At 65.7% G+C, this 14,563-nt stretch carries 8 protein-coding genes; 1 reads left to right on the top strand and 7 read right to left on the bottom strand.

The window, feature by feature from the left end; all coding sequences use genetic code 11:
• Window positions 1-50: 50 nt before the first annotated feature.
• Complete coding sequence (locus VH567_RS15255) at window positions 51-767, bottom strand: ComF family protein (RefSeq protein WP_423327098.1); 717 nt, start codon at window positions 765-767, stop codon at window positions 51-53.
• 99 nt (window positions 768-866) lie between these two features.
• Between VH567_RS15255 and VH567_RS15250 the strand changes: the two genes are divergently transcribed.
• Complete coding sequence (locus VH567_RS15250; protein WP_423327097.1) at window positions 867-1,703, top strand: class I SAM-dependent methyltransferase; 837 nt, start codon at window positions 867-869, stop codon at window positions 1,701-1,703.
• Window positions 1,704-1,754: 51 nt separating this feature from the next.
• On the opposite strand, the gene VH567_RS15245 is transcribed toward VH567_RS15250, so the two are convergent.
• The 6 genes from VH567_RS15245 to VH567_RS15220 form a co-directional block, all read right to left on the bottom strand.
• Window positions 1,755-2,147: a response regulator gene (locus VH567_RS15245; RefSeq protein ID WP_423327096.1), complete on the bottom strand. Its 393-nt coding sequence runs from the start codon at window positions 2,145-2,147 to the stop codon at window positions 1,755-1,757.
• A 64-nt stretch (window positions 2,148-2,211) separates the two neighbouring features.
• Window positions 2,212-4,554, bottom strand: coding sequence for an ATP-binding protein (locus VH567_RS15240; RefSeq protein ID WP_423327095.1), 2,343 nt, complete (start codon window positions 4,552-4,554; stop codon window positions 2,212-2,214).
• Window positions 4,555-4,708: 154 nt separating this feature from the next.
• Window positions 4,709-5,848, bottom strand: a complete 1,140-nt coding sequence (locus tag VH567_RS15235; RefSeq protein WP_423327094.1) for an EAL domain-containing protein — start codon at window positions 5,846-5,848, stop codon at window positions 4,709-4,711.
• Window positions 5,849-6,527: 679 nt separating this feature from the next.
• Window positions 6,528-8,024 (bottom strand): flavin-containing monooxygenase, encoded by a 1,497-nt coding sequence (locus VH567_RS15230; protein ID WP_423327093.1) that lies wholly within the window; start codon window positions 8,022-8,024, stop codon window positions 6,528-6,530.
• A 70-nt stretch (window positions 8,025-8,094) separates the two neighbouring features.
• Window positions 8,095-12,342: a translocation/assembly module TamB domain-containing protein gene (locus tag VH567_RS15225; RefSeq protein WP_423327092.1), complete on the bottom strand. Its 4,248-nt coding sequence runs from the start codon at window positions 12,340-12,342 to the stop codon at window positions 8,095-8,097.
• A complete protein-coding gene (locus VH567_RS15220; protein ID WP_423327091.1) occupies window positions 12,342-14,528 on the bottom strand; it encodes a BamA/TamA family outer membrane protein in 2,187 nt (728 codons plus the stop codon). The genes VH567_RS15225 and VH567_RS15220 overlap by 1 nt, the downstream gene beginning before the upstream one ends.
• Between the last annotated feature and the right edge of the window lie 35 nt (window positions 14,529-14,563).

Raw genomic sequence — 14,563 nt, 5'->3', positions numbered from 1 at the left:
TGTGGTTTCGGCCCACGCTTGTCAATCGTCGCCCGTTCGATCGGCGCCGTTCAATCGGCGGTCGCGGAGACCACTCTCGCCCAGCATAAAATCGTTACGGATCCGGCACCTGCGCGTAGTAGCGCCCGCGTGCAGGCATCGGCGGTCGCGCCACTGGTGTAGACGTCGTCGACCAGTGCGATGGAGCGAGCGCGCACGCGATCGGGTGCGGTGACCGCGAATGCACCGGCGACCGCCCTTGCCCTCGCCTTGCCACCAAGCCCGCGCAACAGCAGCGTTCGCCGCGTCCGCCGGAGAACGCTGCGGTCATGCGGCACGCCCGACAGCGCAGCGACCGCGTCGGCGATCAGCGCCGCCTGGTTGAAGCCCCGCGACCAGATCCGCCAGCGATGCAGCGGCACCGGCACCAACAGGTCGACATCGTCGGGCAGCAAGCGTCGCATCTGCCGCGCCATCGTCTCGGCGAACGCGATCCGGCCGGCATATTTCAACCGCAGCACCAGATCGCGGGCGATCGGCCCGTATGCGACGGCTGCACGGACCCCGGCATGCCGCGGCGGATTGGCGAGGCAGCTTGCGCACACGGCATCGTCGCCGCGATCGAAGGCGAACGGACGGTTGCACGCGGCACACCAGGGCGGTCCGAGAAAGCGCAGCCCGGTCCAGCACACCGCGCAGAACCGGTGGTCCTCCGCCACCGGCACCCCGCACCCGGCACAGCGCGGGGGCAGTGCGAGGCCGATGATCCGGCGAAACGGCTCGATCATGCCCGATGGTCCCCAATCGAAACGCCGTTGCGCGCATCGGCCCCCGCTGCGCCAATCGACACCTTGTCGTGGAAGCGCGACCACGGCACAAGCGCGACCGTGTCCGATACCCCTCCCGAGATTTTCGACCGCGCCGCCCGTCGCCTGCGCCGCGACCGCGCCGCGCCCGGTTATGCCGAGCATGAATTCCTGCGCGCGACGATGCTCGACGGCATTGCCGAACGTCTCGATGCCGTCACGCGCGATTTCACCGATATCCTCGATCTCGGCTGTTTCGACGGCGCGTTCGTCGCCCCCCCGGGCGCGCGGGTGGCACGCTGCGATCCGGGCTTCGCGTTCGCGTCCAGGACCGCAGGGGTACAGGCCGACGAGGACCGCCTGCCCTTTGCCGACGCGTCGTTCGACCTGGTGGTCAGCGCGGGCGTGCTCGACCAGGTCAACGACCTGCCTGGGGCATTGTCGCTGATCCGCCGCGTGTTGCGCCCCGACGGCTTGTTCCTCGGCGCGTTCGTCGGCGCGGGCAGCCTGTCCGCGCTACGCGGCGCGTTGCGGGTCGCGGAAGGCGAGCGCCCTGCGGCGCGCCTTCATCCCCAGATCGACGTGCGCTCGGCGGGCGACCTGTTGATGCGCGCCGGGTTCGCGCTGCCGGTGGCGGATATCGAGACGCTCGACGTCCGCTACCGCGATCTCGGACGGCTGCTCGGCGACCTGCGCGGGATGGCTGCGGGCAATATCCTGACGCACCGCCAGCCGCTCACCGCCGGCATCCTCGCGCGCACGTTCGCAGCGTTCGGCGACGCCGCGAGTGAAGGCGACCGCACGCGCGAGACGTTCCAGATCGTGTTCCTGACCGGCTGGTCGCCCGATCCCTCGCAACCCAAGCCGGCGCGACGCGGCAGCGCGACCGCCTCGCTCGGGGCCGCGCTCGGTCGCTAAAGCGGATCGATTACGCGATTGAATGCCGACGCGGCGTGACGCCGTCCGACGTCAGCCGATCATCCCGTCGCCGGCCGCGCCCTTTGCCAGGATACGACCCATCGCGTCGAACAACGCGTCCATCGCGACCGGCTTGAAGATCACCTCGTCCGCCCCCGCCGCCAGGCATCGCTCGCGCAGGTCCGGGGCGATATCGGCGGTCACGACGATGATCGGCACGCCCGCCTTGGCATCCGGGCGGGCGCGGATATGTTCGATCGCGGTTATGCCGTCCATGCCCGGCATACGCAGGTCGACGAGCACCATCGCAAACTCGCGCTCGTCGAGGATCCGGAGCCCGATTTCCGCGCTTTCGGCCTCGATCATCGTCGCGCCCGCGACGTCGAGCATATCCCGCACGACACGACGGTTCATCCGGTCGTCCTCGATGAACAGGACGTTCACGATCGCCGCTCCGGGGGGTCGACGAAGAGGAGAAGCGATGCTGGCATATCAGGACGTCTACGCGTCATGCGGCATACGGCACAAGGTCGGGAATTGCGTTGTTTTTTGAAATTGGTTTTGCCAGCATCGCCGCGACCAACGCCCCGCCGCTGACCGGCTTCGCCACGACCCGCGTGATGCCCGTCGCGAGCAGTTCGTCGCGCTCCTGGTCCGCCGCGATCGGCCACAGCAGCGTCGTCTCGACCCGCTCCGGGCCCGCCGCGGCGACGAGTTGCGCCAGCGCCGCCCGGTGATCTCCGCCCGCCCTGATCGTCGCGTCGTCGATCAGCATCCGGGAGACGTTACCGGCCGCCAGTCGCGCGACGGCGTCGTCGACCGACACCACGCACGCCACCGGCCCGCAGCGCGGCGCCAGCAGCGTCTTGAACATGCTCCGGGTGATCGGATTGCGATCCAGCACCAGCGTGACCGGGCTGCGCGCGGCGGAATCGTCGTCGCTTTGCGCCACGTCGACCGACGCGACGCGGACCAGCGGCAGCGAGAGCGTGAACACCGTCCCCTGCCCGACCACGCTGGTTACCGATACGTCGCCGCCCATCGCGCGCGCGAGATTGCGGCAGATCGACAGCCCCAACCCCGTCCCGCCGAACTGACGCGTCGTCCCGGCGTCCGCCTGGCGGAAGGATTCGAAGATATCCTCCAGCTTTTCGGCGGGGATGCCGATCCCGGAATCGGTCACGGCGACACGCAACCGATCGTCGTCGCCGACGTCGATCGCCAGCGTCACCCGTCCGGCCCTGGTGAATTTCAACGCGTTGGACAGCAGGTTGAAGACGATCTGCCGGATGCGCGCGGCATCGCCCATGATCATCCCCGGACAGCCGCCGAGATCGACCGCAAACGACAACCCCTTCGCCCGCGCCTGCTCGTCCCACATGCGCGTGGCCTCGGCGACCGTGGCACGCAGGTCGAACGGCGCGGATTCGATGGTCAGGTTCCCGGTCTCCATCTTGGCGACGTCGAGGATATCGTCGACCAGCGCGCGCATCGTCACGCCGGCGCCGTGGACGACATCGAGCCGGTCGCGCAGCGTGGGCGAAAGCTTCGGATCGGCGAGCATCACCTCGGTCATCCCGAGGATGCCGTTGAGTGGCGTGCGGATCTCGTGGCTGGTGGTCGCCAGGAATTCGGTCTTGGCGGCCAGCGCCTTGCCCAGCGCGCTGTTGGTGACCGCGAGATCGGCGTTGGCGGCGCGAACCTGGTCGCGGCTGCGGCGGAGCGTGACGATGCCGAAGGCGAGCATCGCGATCACGACCGCCACCGCCGCCGCAGCGCCTAGGAACACGTAGCGCTGCGTTTCGGCCCGCGCGCGTTCGAACGCGATGCTGCGTTGCAGTTCGCTCGCCTTGAGCTGGCTGATCTTGAGCTCCTGGTTCGCGAAGTCGAACCGTGCGGACATCAGCGCATTCTTGGTGCTGGTCGCCAGCTTGGTCGCATTGTCGTCGAGCCGCTTCAGCGCTTGCAGATGGACGAGCGCCGCCTTGTCGTCGCCCGAGGCGAGGAAGACATTGTACGCGGTCTTGTGGAAGTCTCTAATGACATGGCTTATTTGCGCCGGATCAATGCCGGAAAATGCCCGTTTTATAAGATCCACGGCTTGGCTAACATTGCCCCGCTGTAATGCAGCCTGCGCCGCAGTAGCTGTCAGTTCAGCACGAGGGCCCGATACATCAAGACCGGTCGCAAAACCTAGTCCGCGATCAATTGCTTCGTCTGCAGCCGTTAAATTGCCATCCAAGAGGTACGTTCGGGCCATGTTGCTGAGTATCTGCGCCTGAAGATTGGCGCTCCTCAGTCCTTTCGCCAGCGATAGAGCCTGCTCGTACTGGTATATTGCCTGTTTGTGTTGACGAAGATCGTCGAATGCAACGCCACGGTTGTTATAAATGGAAACCGAGAGATTAGGATCCAATTTGTAGATATCCAGCGCCTGCTTCGAGTATTTCAGCGCCGAGGCCTGATCGAGCGCTTCAGTATAGATTCCAGATATAAACAAGAGGGCCATCGCTTGACCACGAGCATCACCTAGCTTCGCATAGATCTTGAAAGCTGCCTGATAATCTTTCAGGGCCTCGCCGGCATTGCCCTGATCACTGACAAGCCCCCCTCGGGTAAGGAAGATATCGGCGTGTAATTTGGAGCTTGGCGCCAGACTAGCAGCCAGTGAAAGCGCGTTCGATATAGGCACGACAGCCTTTGCCGAATCACTTGATCGCAGTAGCGCCTCGCCCTCCAGCCACTCGGCAGTCGCAACCGCCAGTCCGCGGCCACGCGGGTCAGTTATCGCCTGCGCCTGCACCTTTGCTGCACGAGCCTTAGCTTGAGCGGCATCAGGATCTATCAGCATGGATCCTTTCGACTCTGCCACCAATTTTTCATACCGCGCCAAAGCCGTCTTAGCATTTAACGATTGCGCTGCGGTCGGTTGTAAAGCCCCCCATACGAACAGGCTGGCACATATACAGAGGCGGGTTACCAAGCCCCCTAGCATCGGCATGGGATCAGCCCCGCTTCCAGACTGCAGCCAACCGATTGAAAGGCGCCCGCAGATCGGCGGCGATCGCCAGCGACTTGCCGTCTTCCAGGAAGTGGATCAGCGCATCGAGGTTGATCGGACGACTGATCAGGAAGCCTTGGATCATGTCGCAACCCATTACCGACAGCAACGCCATTGCCGCCTGCGTTTCGACGCCTTCCGCCACGACCTCCATCTCCAGCGCATGCGCCAAGTCGATGGTAGAGCGCACGATCAACGGATCGCGGTTCGAACTGGTCAGTTGCGTCACGAACAGCTTGTCGATCTTCAACTCGCGCGCAGGCAACTGCTTCAGATATGCGAGCGACGACAGGCCTGCACCATAGTCGTCGATCGCGATCGTGATGCCGATCTCGGCAAACACCTTCAGATTGGCGATCGCGCTCTCGGGATCACGGATGACCGAAGTCTCGGTGATCTCGAACCCGAGTTCCGCGCCGCTCGCCTCGACCAATGCGCACGCCTGGCGTACGAAGCGCTTGTCGGCCAGCAACACGCCGGCGATGTTGATGAAGATACGCAGGTGGTGCCCGTGTTCCGCAAGCGTCTTCTGATCCCTGATCGAACGCCGGATCGTCCAGAGCGTGAGCGCGATGATATCGCGCGATTCTTCGGCGAGCGGAATGAAGTCGCCTGGAAGCACTAGACCACGGGTCGGGTGATTCCAGCGCACGAGCGCCTCGACGCTAGTGATCTGTTGCCGTCGGAGATGCACCTTGGGCTGATATTGCAGGAACAGTTCTTCATTGACGATCGCGCCCGTCAGATCCCGCGCCAGTTCGGCGCGATCGATCGCCGCGGTATTGCCCGTCACGTCCCGCGCGATCGCAACGCGTTCGGTCCGCGATTCGAGCAAGGCGTGCTCGGCTTCCTCGATCAGATGGACCTCGTCACGATGCGAATCGGCGGCGGCGGCGCCAAGCTGGACATGGATCACGTGCGATTCGCCGTCGATATCGAACGGTTTCTCGAACGCGGTTTCCAAAGCCGCGATCGCCACGTCGAGGGCGAGCCTTGCGTCGCTCTCGAAGGCAACTTCGGCCACGTCACGCCCTGCGATCATGATCCGCGCATCGGGAAGCGCCTCGCCAATACGAGCCGCCACGTCGACGATCAGCAGGTCTGCCCTGGATCGCCCGAGATGCCGCCGCAGCACTGCGAAATTGGCAATTTCCGCAAGGATGAGGAAGCGCCAAGCCCTCTGAGATGCTTGCGTAAAGGCATCATGTGCCCATCCCGAAAGGGGTACGGAATCGACCAGCGGTGCGTCGGTTCGCGGCAGGCTGCGCTTGAACTGCGAATGCGGAAATTCCCTCATACCTCTCAAGATATCGGCCACGCATAAACATACCATTAAGCACTTAGCGTCGGATCACCCCGAATAGATGGTTAACAAATTACAAACACAATTGTTTAACGATGCGTTAGGGATTAAGAAGGGGCTGCATCCTAACCGATGCCAATCAAGGGAGCATAAAAATGCTGAATTTCATTATCTCGCTCGTTGGTAGCCTCATTCGCCCCTGGTGAATGACACCGGTCGGCTCGGGATACGCGGCTTGCCAAGTCGGTTGGTCAGTCTTTCGAGCCGACACTTACCTAGTTGCAGCAAGCTGCTGGACGCGCCGCTCCACACTTGATGGATCAGACGCCCAGACACTGATAGGGCGCTTCCAAGGCTAGGCGATTAGTCGCGAGGCTGAACAACCGCGCGGATATAGCGATCGTCACGCATCCAAACGAATCCCGCTAGGCAGCCTGCCACAAAATATTGGTGATTCAGGTCACGCCGTCTGCAACGTCCCGGCATCCGTCGATCGACCGTCCTTCGATCGTCCCGGATTCGAAAACCGCATCGCATCGTCGATCGAGCCGAACTTAAGCGCCAGCACGTCCAGCGCGTAATTCTGGTTGAGTTTCCACGGCTTGCGTTCGCCCTGCGTCGGCAGCGAGGCGGCGGCGCGCTGGACGTACCCGGACGTGAAATCGAGGAACGATTCGCTCTTCATCGTCGGATCGTCGTTGTACGGCGTCGCCTGGCGCAGGCCGCGCTTGGTCATCGTGTTGAGCAGGCGGCACATGTAGATCGCGGTCAGGTCGGCCTTCAGCGTCCACGACGCGTTGGTGTAGCCGAACGTCGACGACAGGTTCGGCACGCCGTCGAACATCATACCCTTGTATTGGAGCCGGCCAGCAAGCTCGATCGGCTGACCATCGAGGCTGAACGCGACGCCGCTCATCAATTGCAGTTCGAGCCCGGTCGCGGTGACGATCACGTCGGCGGGCAGGTCCTTGCCCGAATCGAGGCGAATTCCGTCGGGCGTGATCCGCGCGATCGTGTCGGTGACGATCGAAGCGTTCCCGGCATTGATCGCCGCGAACAGGTCGCCGTCCGGCACCAGGCACACGCGCTGGTCCCACGGATTGTAGCGCGGCGTAAAATGAGTCGCGACGTCGTAGTCGGGGCCGAGATGATCGCGGACCATGCCGATCATGCGCTCCTTCACCTTGGCCGGTTTCTTCCGCGCGAGCCGGTAGAAGAACATGCCCATCAGCACATTCTTCCACCGCGTGATGCCGTACGCAGCCTTTGACGGCAGTTTTCCGCGCAGCCAGTTGGCCACCCGGTCCTCGCCCGGTCGCGCGACGATATAGGTCGGCGAACGCTGCAGCATCGTTACGTGCGCAGCGGTCTGCGCCATCGTCGGCACCAGCGTGACGGCGGTCGCGCCGCTGCCGATCACGACGACGCGCTTGCCGCTATAGTCGAGATCTTCGGGCCAGAATTGCGGATGGACGATCCGCCCGGCGAAGCTGTCCGCGCCGTCGAACTCGGGCGAATAGGCCTTGGCGTAATTGTAATAGCCCGCACACATGGACAGGAAATTGCACGTCAGCGTCACCGGCCCGTCGGGTCCAGTAGCCTCGACCGTCCAGCGCGCATCCTCGGTCGACCACGCCGCCGACTTCACGTGATGGCCGTAGCGAATCTTCCGATCGATCCCGTATTCGCGCGCCGTCTCCTCGACATAGGCACGGATCGAGGGACCGTCGGCGATCGACTTGGCGGCGGTCCAGGGGTGGAAGGCGAAACCGAGCGTGTGCATGTCCGAATCGGAGCGGATGCCGGGATAGCGGAAGAGGTCCCACGTGCCGCCCATCGCCGCGCGCCCTTCGAGGATCATGTAGGTCCGGTCGGGGCACCGTGCCTGGAGGTGGTAGCCGGTGCCGATCCCGGAAATGCCGGCACCCACCACGATCACGTCGACATGCTCGGTCATGCTGCATCCTCATGCCCCCGGCGTTACGCCGTAGGTTTCATAACCGAACCTATCGCACCCCGCCCCGAACTCAATAGTCCTTGGAATATTTGACACTTGCGGACTGACCACCGCTCGATCCCGCCGCCGACAACAGGCTCAGGGCCCGGGTCAGCGCGATCTCGAGCTGCGTCGAGGTGAAGCCCTTCGCGTCGGTGACGATCTCCACATAGATGTTCTTGGTGATGTACTTGCCGGCGGCGAGGCTGGTGCCGCGCCCGGTCGCCTCGTCGCCGCCGAGCACACGCAACCGGTCGAACCCGGTCGCCGACCGCAGCTTGCCGAGCGGGTTGAGACCGCCGCCGCCGGACCCGCGCAGCGAGTTCAGCGCGGAGGCCAGCTGGATCGCCTCGGTCGCCGACAGGTTTTCGGGGCTCGACCCGAACAGCAGGCGGCTCAGCACTTCGTCCTGCGGCAGCGTCGGGGTCGAGGTGAACGCGATCTGCGGGCGCTGACCGGTGCCCGTCACTAGGATCGTGACGGTGATGTCGCTGGTCGTCGTGCTCGCCTCGATGTTGATGTCGGGATCGGTCAGCGCGCCGCCGCGGAAGCGGATCTGCCCCTTGGTCACGTCGAACCGCTTGCCCGAGAACGAATAGGTGCCGCGGACGATGTCGAGCCCACCGGTGACGATCGGCGCGGCCGACGTACCGGTGATCCGCATGTCCATCTCCCATTCGGATTCGAGCCCCATGCCCGAGACGAACAGCTGGTTCGGCGCGCGGACCCGCAGGTCGAGCTTGAAGTTGCCGACCGCCGGCACCTGCGACCGATCGGTCGACAGCGGCGTCCGGATGTCGCTCTTGCGGCGGACACCCGTCAGTTCGGGGATCTCCGCCTGGCCCTGGCGGATGATCTGATAGCGGGCCTCGGGGATCTGGAGATCGCCCTGGATGAGGCCGCCGTCGCGACCGTTGGTCAGGTGGACCGTGCCCGTGGTGGTGGCGCTGATCGCATCGCTCTTGGCGAGTTGCGCATTGTTCAGCGTCGCGCGGATGTCGATCGGGAAGCCGCTGTCTGCCGCGAACCCGATCGTGCCCTGCGCCTGGACCGTACCGTCGCCGGCCTTCGCGTTGAGCTGGGTCAGTTCCAGGTCGGTGTTCGAGAACCGTCCGGCGATCCGCATCTGCGACAGGCGCGTGCCGTAGGTCTCGTTGTCATAGGTAAGGTTGTCAGCCCGGACGACGCCGTTGAGCTGCGGCGCCTGCAAACGCCCGGAGAAGTCGGCGGCGACTGCGATCGGGCCCGAAAGCTGCTGGTTCGGGATCGCGGCGAAGCTGAACAGCACCGCGGACGGACCGTTGTAGCGGATCCCGCCCGACAGCGGCGCAGCCATCAGGCGCGTGCTCCACGAACCGTTGCCGGCCGGCAGAGGCCGCAGGTTGGCGACCATCCGGCCGATGACCGACGTGCCGCGACGGACCAGCGCCCGGCCGGTCGCGCCGTCGCCGCCGAGCGTCCCGGCGAACACGATGTCGACGGGGTCGGAGACGGCGGCAAGGCCCGAGCGGGTGAAGTTGGCGACGGTCACGCGTGCGTCCGCAGTTGGCAGGGCCGACGAGTCCGCCTGCGAGAAGTCGAGGCTGCCGGTTGCCTTGCCGCCGATGCCGAGGTTCGGGACCAATGCGGAGAGCGTCGACAGGTCGAGGCGATCGAGCCGGACCTGCGCGTTCGTGCCGCGGCCGTAGCTGCCGGCCAAGCGCGCCGAGCCGCCGCCTGCGCCACCGAAGTCGATCCGGGTCGGCGACAGGCGATATTCGCCCTTCACTGCCTGGATGCGCGCCGGGTTGACGGTGCGGAAGTCGATGCCGTTTGCCTGACCCTGTGCGGCGACGAGGTAATTGTCCGGGCTAAGCTTGGCGTTGACGGCGAGGCGGAAGGGGACACCGTTCGAGCCTGTCAGCAAAGCCTGAGCGGTGCCGTTGCCGCCGACGTAATTCACCTTCGCGCGGGCCGCCGAGAGGACGATCGCGCCGTAGCGCATGTCCGCGACCTGTGCGTCGGCGACGATCTGCGGGGTCGGCGTCATCACTGCGGTGGCGTTGATGATCGCGCGGCCGATGGTGAAGTCGACCATGCCGGGGATCTTCGCGCCGTTGGCACGCGCCGCGACGTCGGCGCGCTGATAGCCGCCCTGGTTGGCGAGGCGGACGTTGCCCGACAGGCCCTGCCCGGCGAACTGGAGCGCGCCTGCGAACGGACCGGCCGCGGTCTGGACGACGCGGCCGCTACCGACGATCCCGGCGAACACCACGCGGCGCACGTCGACCGCGAGCTGCGTGCCCGGCGTGACTAGCACGTCGGCAGTGAACGGGCCGTAATTGGTGCCGCCGCTCGCGGTGACGGCATAGGCGCCGCCGCGGCCGACGATCCGGGCGTTGAGGTTGACGAGCCCGACGCCGACGCCGGGACGTGGTGCACGCAGGACGACGACCGGGGCGGTCGCGCTTCCCGTCACGCGGGCGGACAATGGGCCGTAGACGGTGGAATACGCGTCGGCGTTGACCAGCACCGCGCCGGTGGACGGATCGAACCGGCCTTCGCCGCGCGTCACGCGGAACTGTGGCGCGTTCATCCGGAGATTGCGGAAGGTGACGATGCCTTCGGGGCTGTAGCCGATGTCCGAACGAACGATCGCGTTACCGCCGAGGAAGCTGCGCGCGCCTTCGTTGAAGATCTGCGAGGTCTGCGCGACGACGCGGCCGGTGATGCCGAAACCGCCATTGGGCCCCGGTACCAGCTTCGCGTCGGTCGTCAGGTTGACGATGCCGATGCCGTCGACGCGGTAATTGTTGACCCGCCCCTTGAGCGCGCCGGTGTAGCGACCGGTGGACATGTTCGCGACGACCACGGCGGTCGCATCGATCTTGTCCGAGCGGATCTTGAGGTTGTCAGACAGGACGTTGACGCCGGAGATCGCGAAATCGCCGTCGATCGCGACGTTGGTCGCGAGCCCGCCGACGGCCGCATTCAGGCCGGTCACGCGACGTGCGCGCGCCTTCACCGGCACCAGGATGCGGTCGGAGTTCACGCGCGCGAGACCCTCGGCGTAGAGGTTCTCGACGCCCATGTCGCCGAACGCGATCGTTGCCGCGCGGACCTTGTAGTCGACCGTAGGGGTCGCGAACGCACCGTCGAGCACGACCCGCGCCGTCACGTCGCGACCGCGCAGGTTCGGCAGGATCGCGCCGGGCGTCCGCAGCTTTGCATTCACCGCGAAATTGCCGAACCGGCTGTTGGCGAGATCGATCAGGCCGCCGGCGTCGACCGCGAGCGCGTCCGACCTCAGCGTCATCCGTGTGTCGGCCTTGCGGTCGTTGAGCGTGGTATCGATCGCGACGTCGAGCTGTGGCGAGGTAAGACGCTCGACCGGGCCTTCGAGGTAGAGGCCGGGACGGGTGGAGCCGCGCACTTCGATATGGCCGTTCTTCGCGGTCAGCGCGAGGTTCGCCAGCTGTCCGCCGCCGAGCGTCGCGATAGCGCGACCCTGCCATGCGGCCCAGCTACCGCGACCATCGACGGTTGCCGTCAGGGGCGCCTTGAACGACCCCATCGTCGAGACGACGCCGCCGACCGGTGCGGTCAGCTTTACGTTGACGTCGAGCTTGTTCTGCTCGGGCACTGCGTCGAGCTTGAGCAAGAGGCGATCGCCGCCGGCGATGCCGGGGCCGGTCAGCGCGGTCGCGTTGGTGGTCAGCTGCGCGCGCTTGTCGGCGATGTGCACCGCGCCGTCGATCTTGACGATATGCGTCTGGCCGGTCACCGGCTTGGCGATCAGGAAACGGTCGATCACGAGGCGGTTCACGTCGATGTCGAGATCGGGGAGCAGCGGCGCGTTGGGATCGGTCGGCGTCGCGTTCAGCACCGGGCGGCGCTGCAGCGTGACCAGCGGCGTGGTCAGTGAGCGCACGTCGACATGGTTCTTGGCGAACGCAAACGGGCGCCAGTCGACGGCGAGCTTCGGGCTGGTCAGGAACACGCCCTTGGGGTCCGACACACGCACGTCGCTGAGCGTCATCGCGCCGTAGATCGAGCCGTCGATCCGGCCGACCTTGATGTTCAGCCCGGACGCGGTGGTGTAGCCGCCGATCTGGTCCGCGACGAGCCGCCGGCCTGGATCGGTGTTGATCCCGAACAGCACGATCAGCACGAGCGCGATCAGGCTCACGATCAGGATCGCGAGCCACTTCAGGATGCGCTGCCACAGCGGGCGCCGCTCGACGATGGCGGTCTGCTCGACCGGAACCTGCTCAGCAGGAAGAGTGCCGTTGTCGGCCATCAGAATGCCTGCCCGATCGAGATATAGAGCGCGACCTTGCCGTCGCCCTCGCGTGGGTTGAGCGGCGTCGCGATATCGAAACGCATCGGCCCGAAATTGGTATAGAAGCGCCCGCCGATACCTGCGCCGTAGCGCATGGACGAAAGGTTCGGCGTGCTGCTCTCATAGCTGTTGCCGGCGTCGATGAACGGCACGATGCCGAAATCGCCGAACCGGTACCGCGCTTCGAGCGCGAACTCGTTGAGCGAGCGCCCGCCGACCGGATCGCCGTTGGGATCGAACGGCCCGAGCCGCTGATAGCCGTAGCCGCGCACCGATCCGCCGCCGCCGCCATAATAGCGCCGCGACGGCGCGAGGTCGTCACGCGATACGCCCTGGATCGAACCCGCCTTGGCGCGGCCGGCGATCACGATGCTGCTGGAGACGGGATAGTAGAACGTCCCCTCGATCATCGTCCGGATATAGGGTTTTACCGACCCTTGCATCGACGTCTCGGGGCTGAGGTTCAGGGTCAGGCGATAGCCCTTGGTCGGGTTCAGCAGGCTGTCCGAGCGATCGAACTTCACCTGCCCCGGCAACGCCACGATCCCGTAGGTTCGCCGCACGCTCTCGCCGCGTGTAAAATCATAGACGCTTTCGTTCGTCCCGACGAGTTCGCCGCCGTAATAATAGGTCAGCGGCTTCTGCCAGATCGGCGTCGAATCATAGCTCCAGCGCACGCCGACGCTCGTCGTGAACGCCTCGTAGGCGTCGTAGTTCGAGTGGTTCGCGCCAGCGGTCAGGCTGAACGTCCGGTCGCGGCGACCTGCGTTCGCGCGACGGAACGTGCCCGACAGGCCCTGCTCCTGCGTACCCGCGATCACCGATCCGATCAGCGCGCCCTCATAAGGGAACAGGTTGCGATGCTGCCACGTACCCTCGGCGCGGAAGCCCTGCCCGGTCGAATAGCCGACATTGCCGCCGAGCGTGCGCGGCTTGCCCGCGCTCTGGCGGACCAGCAGGTCGACCTGCTCGGTGCCGTCGGCATTGAGCGTACCGGTGCGGACGGGTTCGACGGACACCGTCGAGAACATCGACGTCGCGACCAGCGCATCGCGCAGATCATCGGTCATCCGGTTGTCGTAGAGTTCGCCCGCCTTGAAGCGCGGGAAGACGTTCAGATGCTCCAGGTTGAACACCGGATCGCCTTCGGTACGCAGCTGCCCGAACGAGGAACGCGGGCCCACGTCGACCGGCAGCGTATACGCCCCGGTCGGGGTCTGGTCGTCGAGCAGGATATCGCGCTCGCCGACCTTGACGAACGGATAGCCTTGCTGCGGCAGCGTCAGGCTGACGTTCGCCTCGGCACCCTGGATCCGTGCCGCCTCGATCGGGTCGCCGACCTTGAGCGGCAATTGCGTGCGGACCAGATCGGGCGGTGTCGTCGCCCCCGCCGTGACGATGACCGACGACAGCGAATAGAGCCGGCCGGGCTGCGCGCTGACGGTCGCCTTCAGCCGCGCGGCCTTGGTGGTATCGGCGTTCGGGATCGTCTCGATCGTCGAGATCGCGGTCGCATCGTAATAGCCGACCGACTTCAGCAGCCGCACCGCCAGCGCCTCGTCTTCGCGCGCGCGCGCCGATACCTGCGTCGCATTGGCCGCCTTGCCCTTGCCCTCGGCCAGCGCGGACAGCGCCTTGAACTCGCCCTCGAGCCCGTCGCCAGCCTTGTCGAGACCCTTGGTCGCCGTTTCGTAGCGAATCTCGGGCGCGTCCTTGTCCTGGATGTCCGCGGCCGTCTGGAGCGGGGTCGTGTCGAAGCTGCTGAGCGGCGTCAGCGGCTGCGCGAGCTGGGGATCGCCGGGTCCGGTCGGGGGCAGCACGTCGCCGGCGACGGTGGTCCCGGAACTGGTAGCAGTCGGGGGTGTCACAGCCTCGGGGATCGCCGTCGTCATCGGCTCGAGCGGCGCGTTCAGATCGCCACTCAACGGCGGCAACGCGCTGTCGAATTCGGCGTCGGGAACGATTGGCGCATCGGCACGCGGGTCGGCCGATTGCGATTGGGCACCGGGCTTGGGTGCGCTCGGCCCCTTGGCGGGCGCGGTGCCCGGCTCGGCGAGCTGGGCGGAAACCGAAGCCGCGAACCCTGTAGATGACGCTACCAACGCCAGAGCGAGCCAATGATGCCGGCTAGTCGAAGCTGTCACACAATCCCCTTCATGGAAGGCGATCGCATTCGATT

Source organism: Sphingomonas sp. 4RDLI-65 (assembly GCF_049472435.1).
GTDB lineage: Bacteria > Pseudomonadota > Alphaproteobacteria > Sphingomonadales > Sphingomonadaceae > Sphingomonas.
Note: the sequence above shows the minus strand (reverse complement) of the source record. Positions and strands in the feature narration are given on the sequence as shown.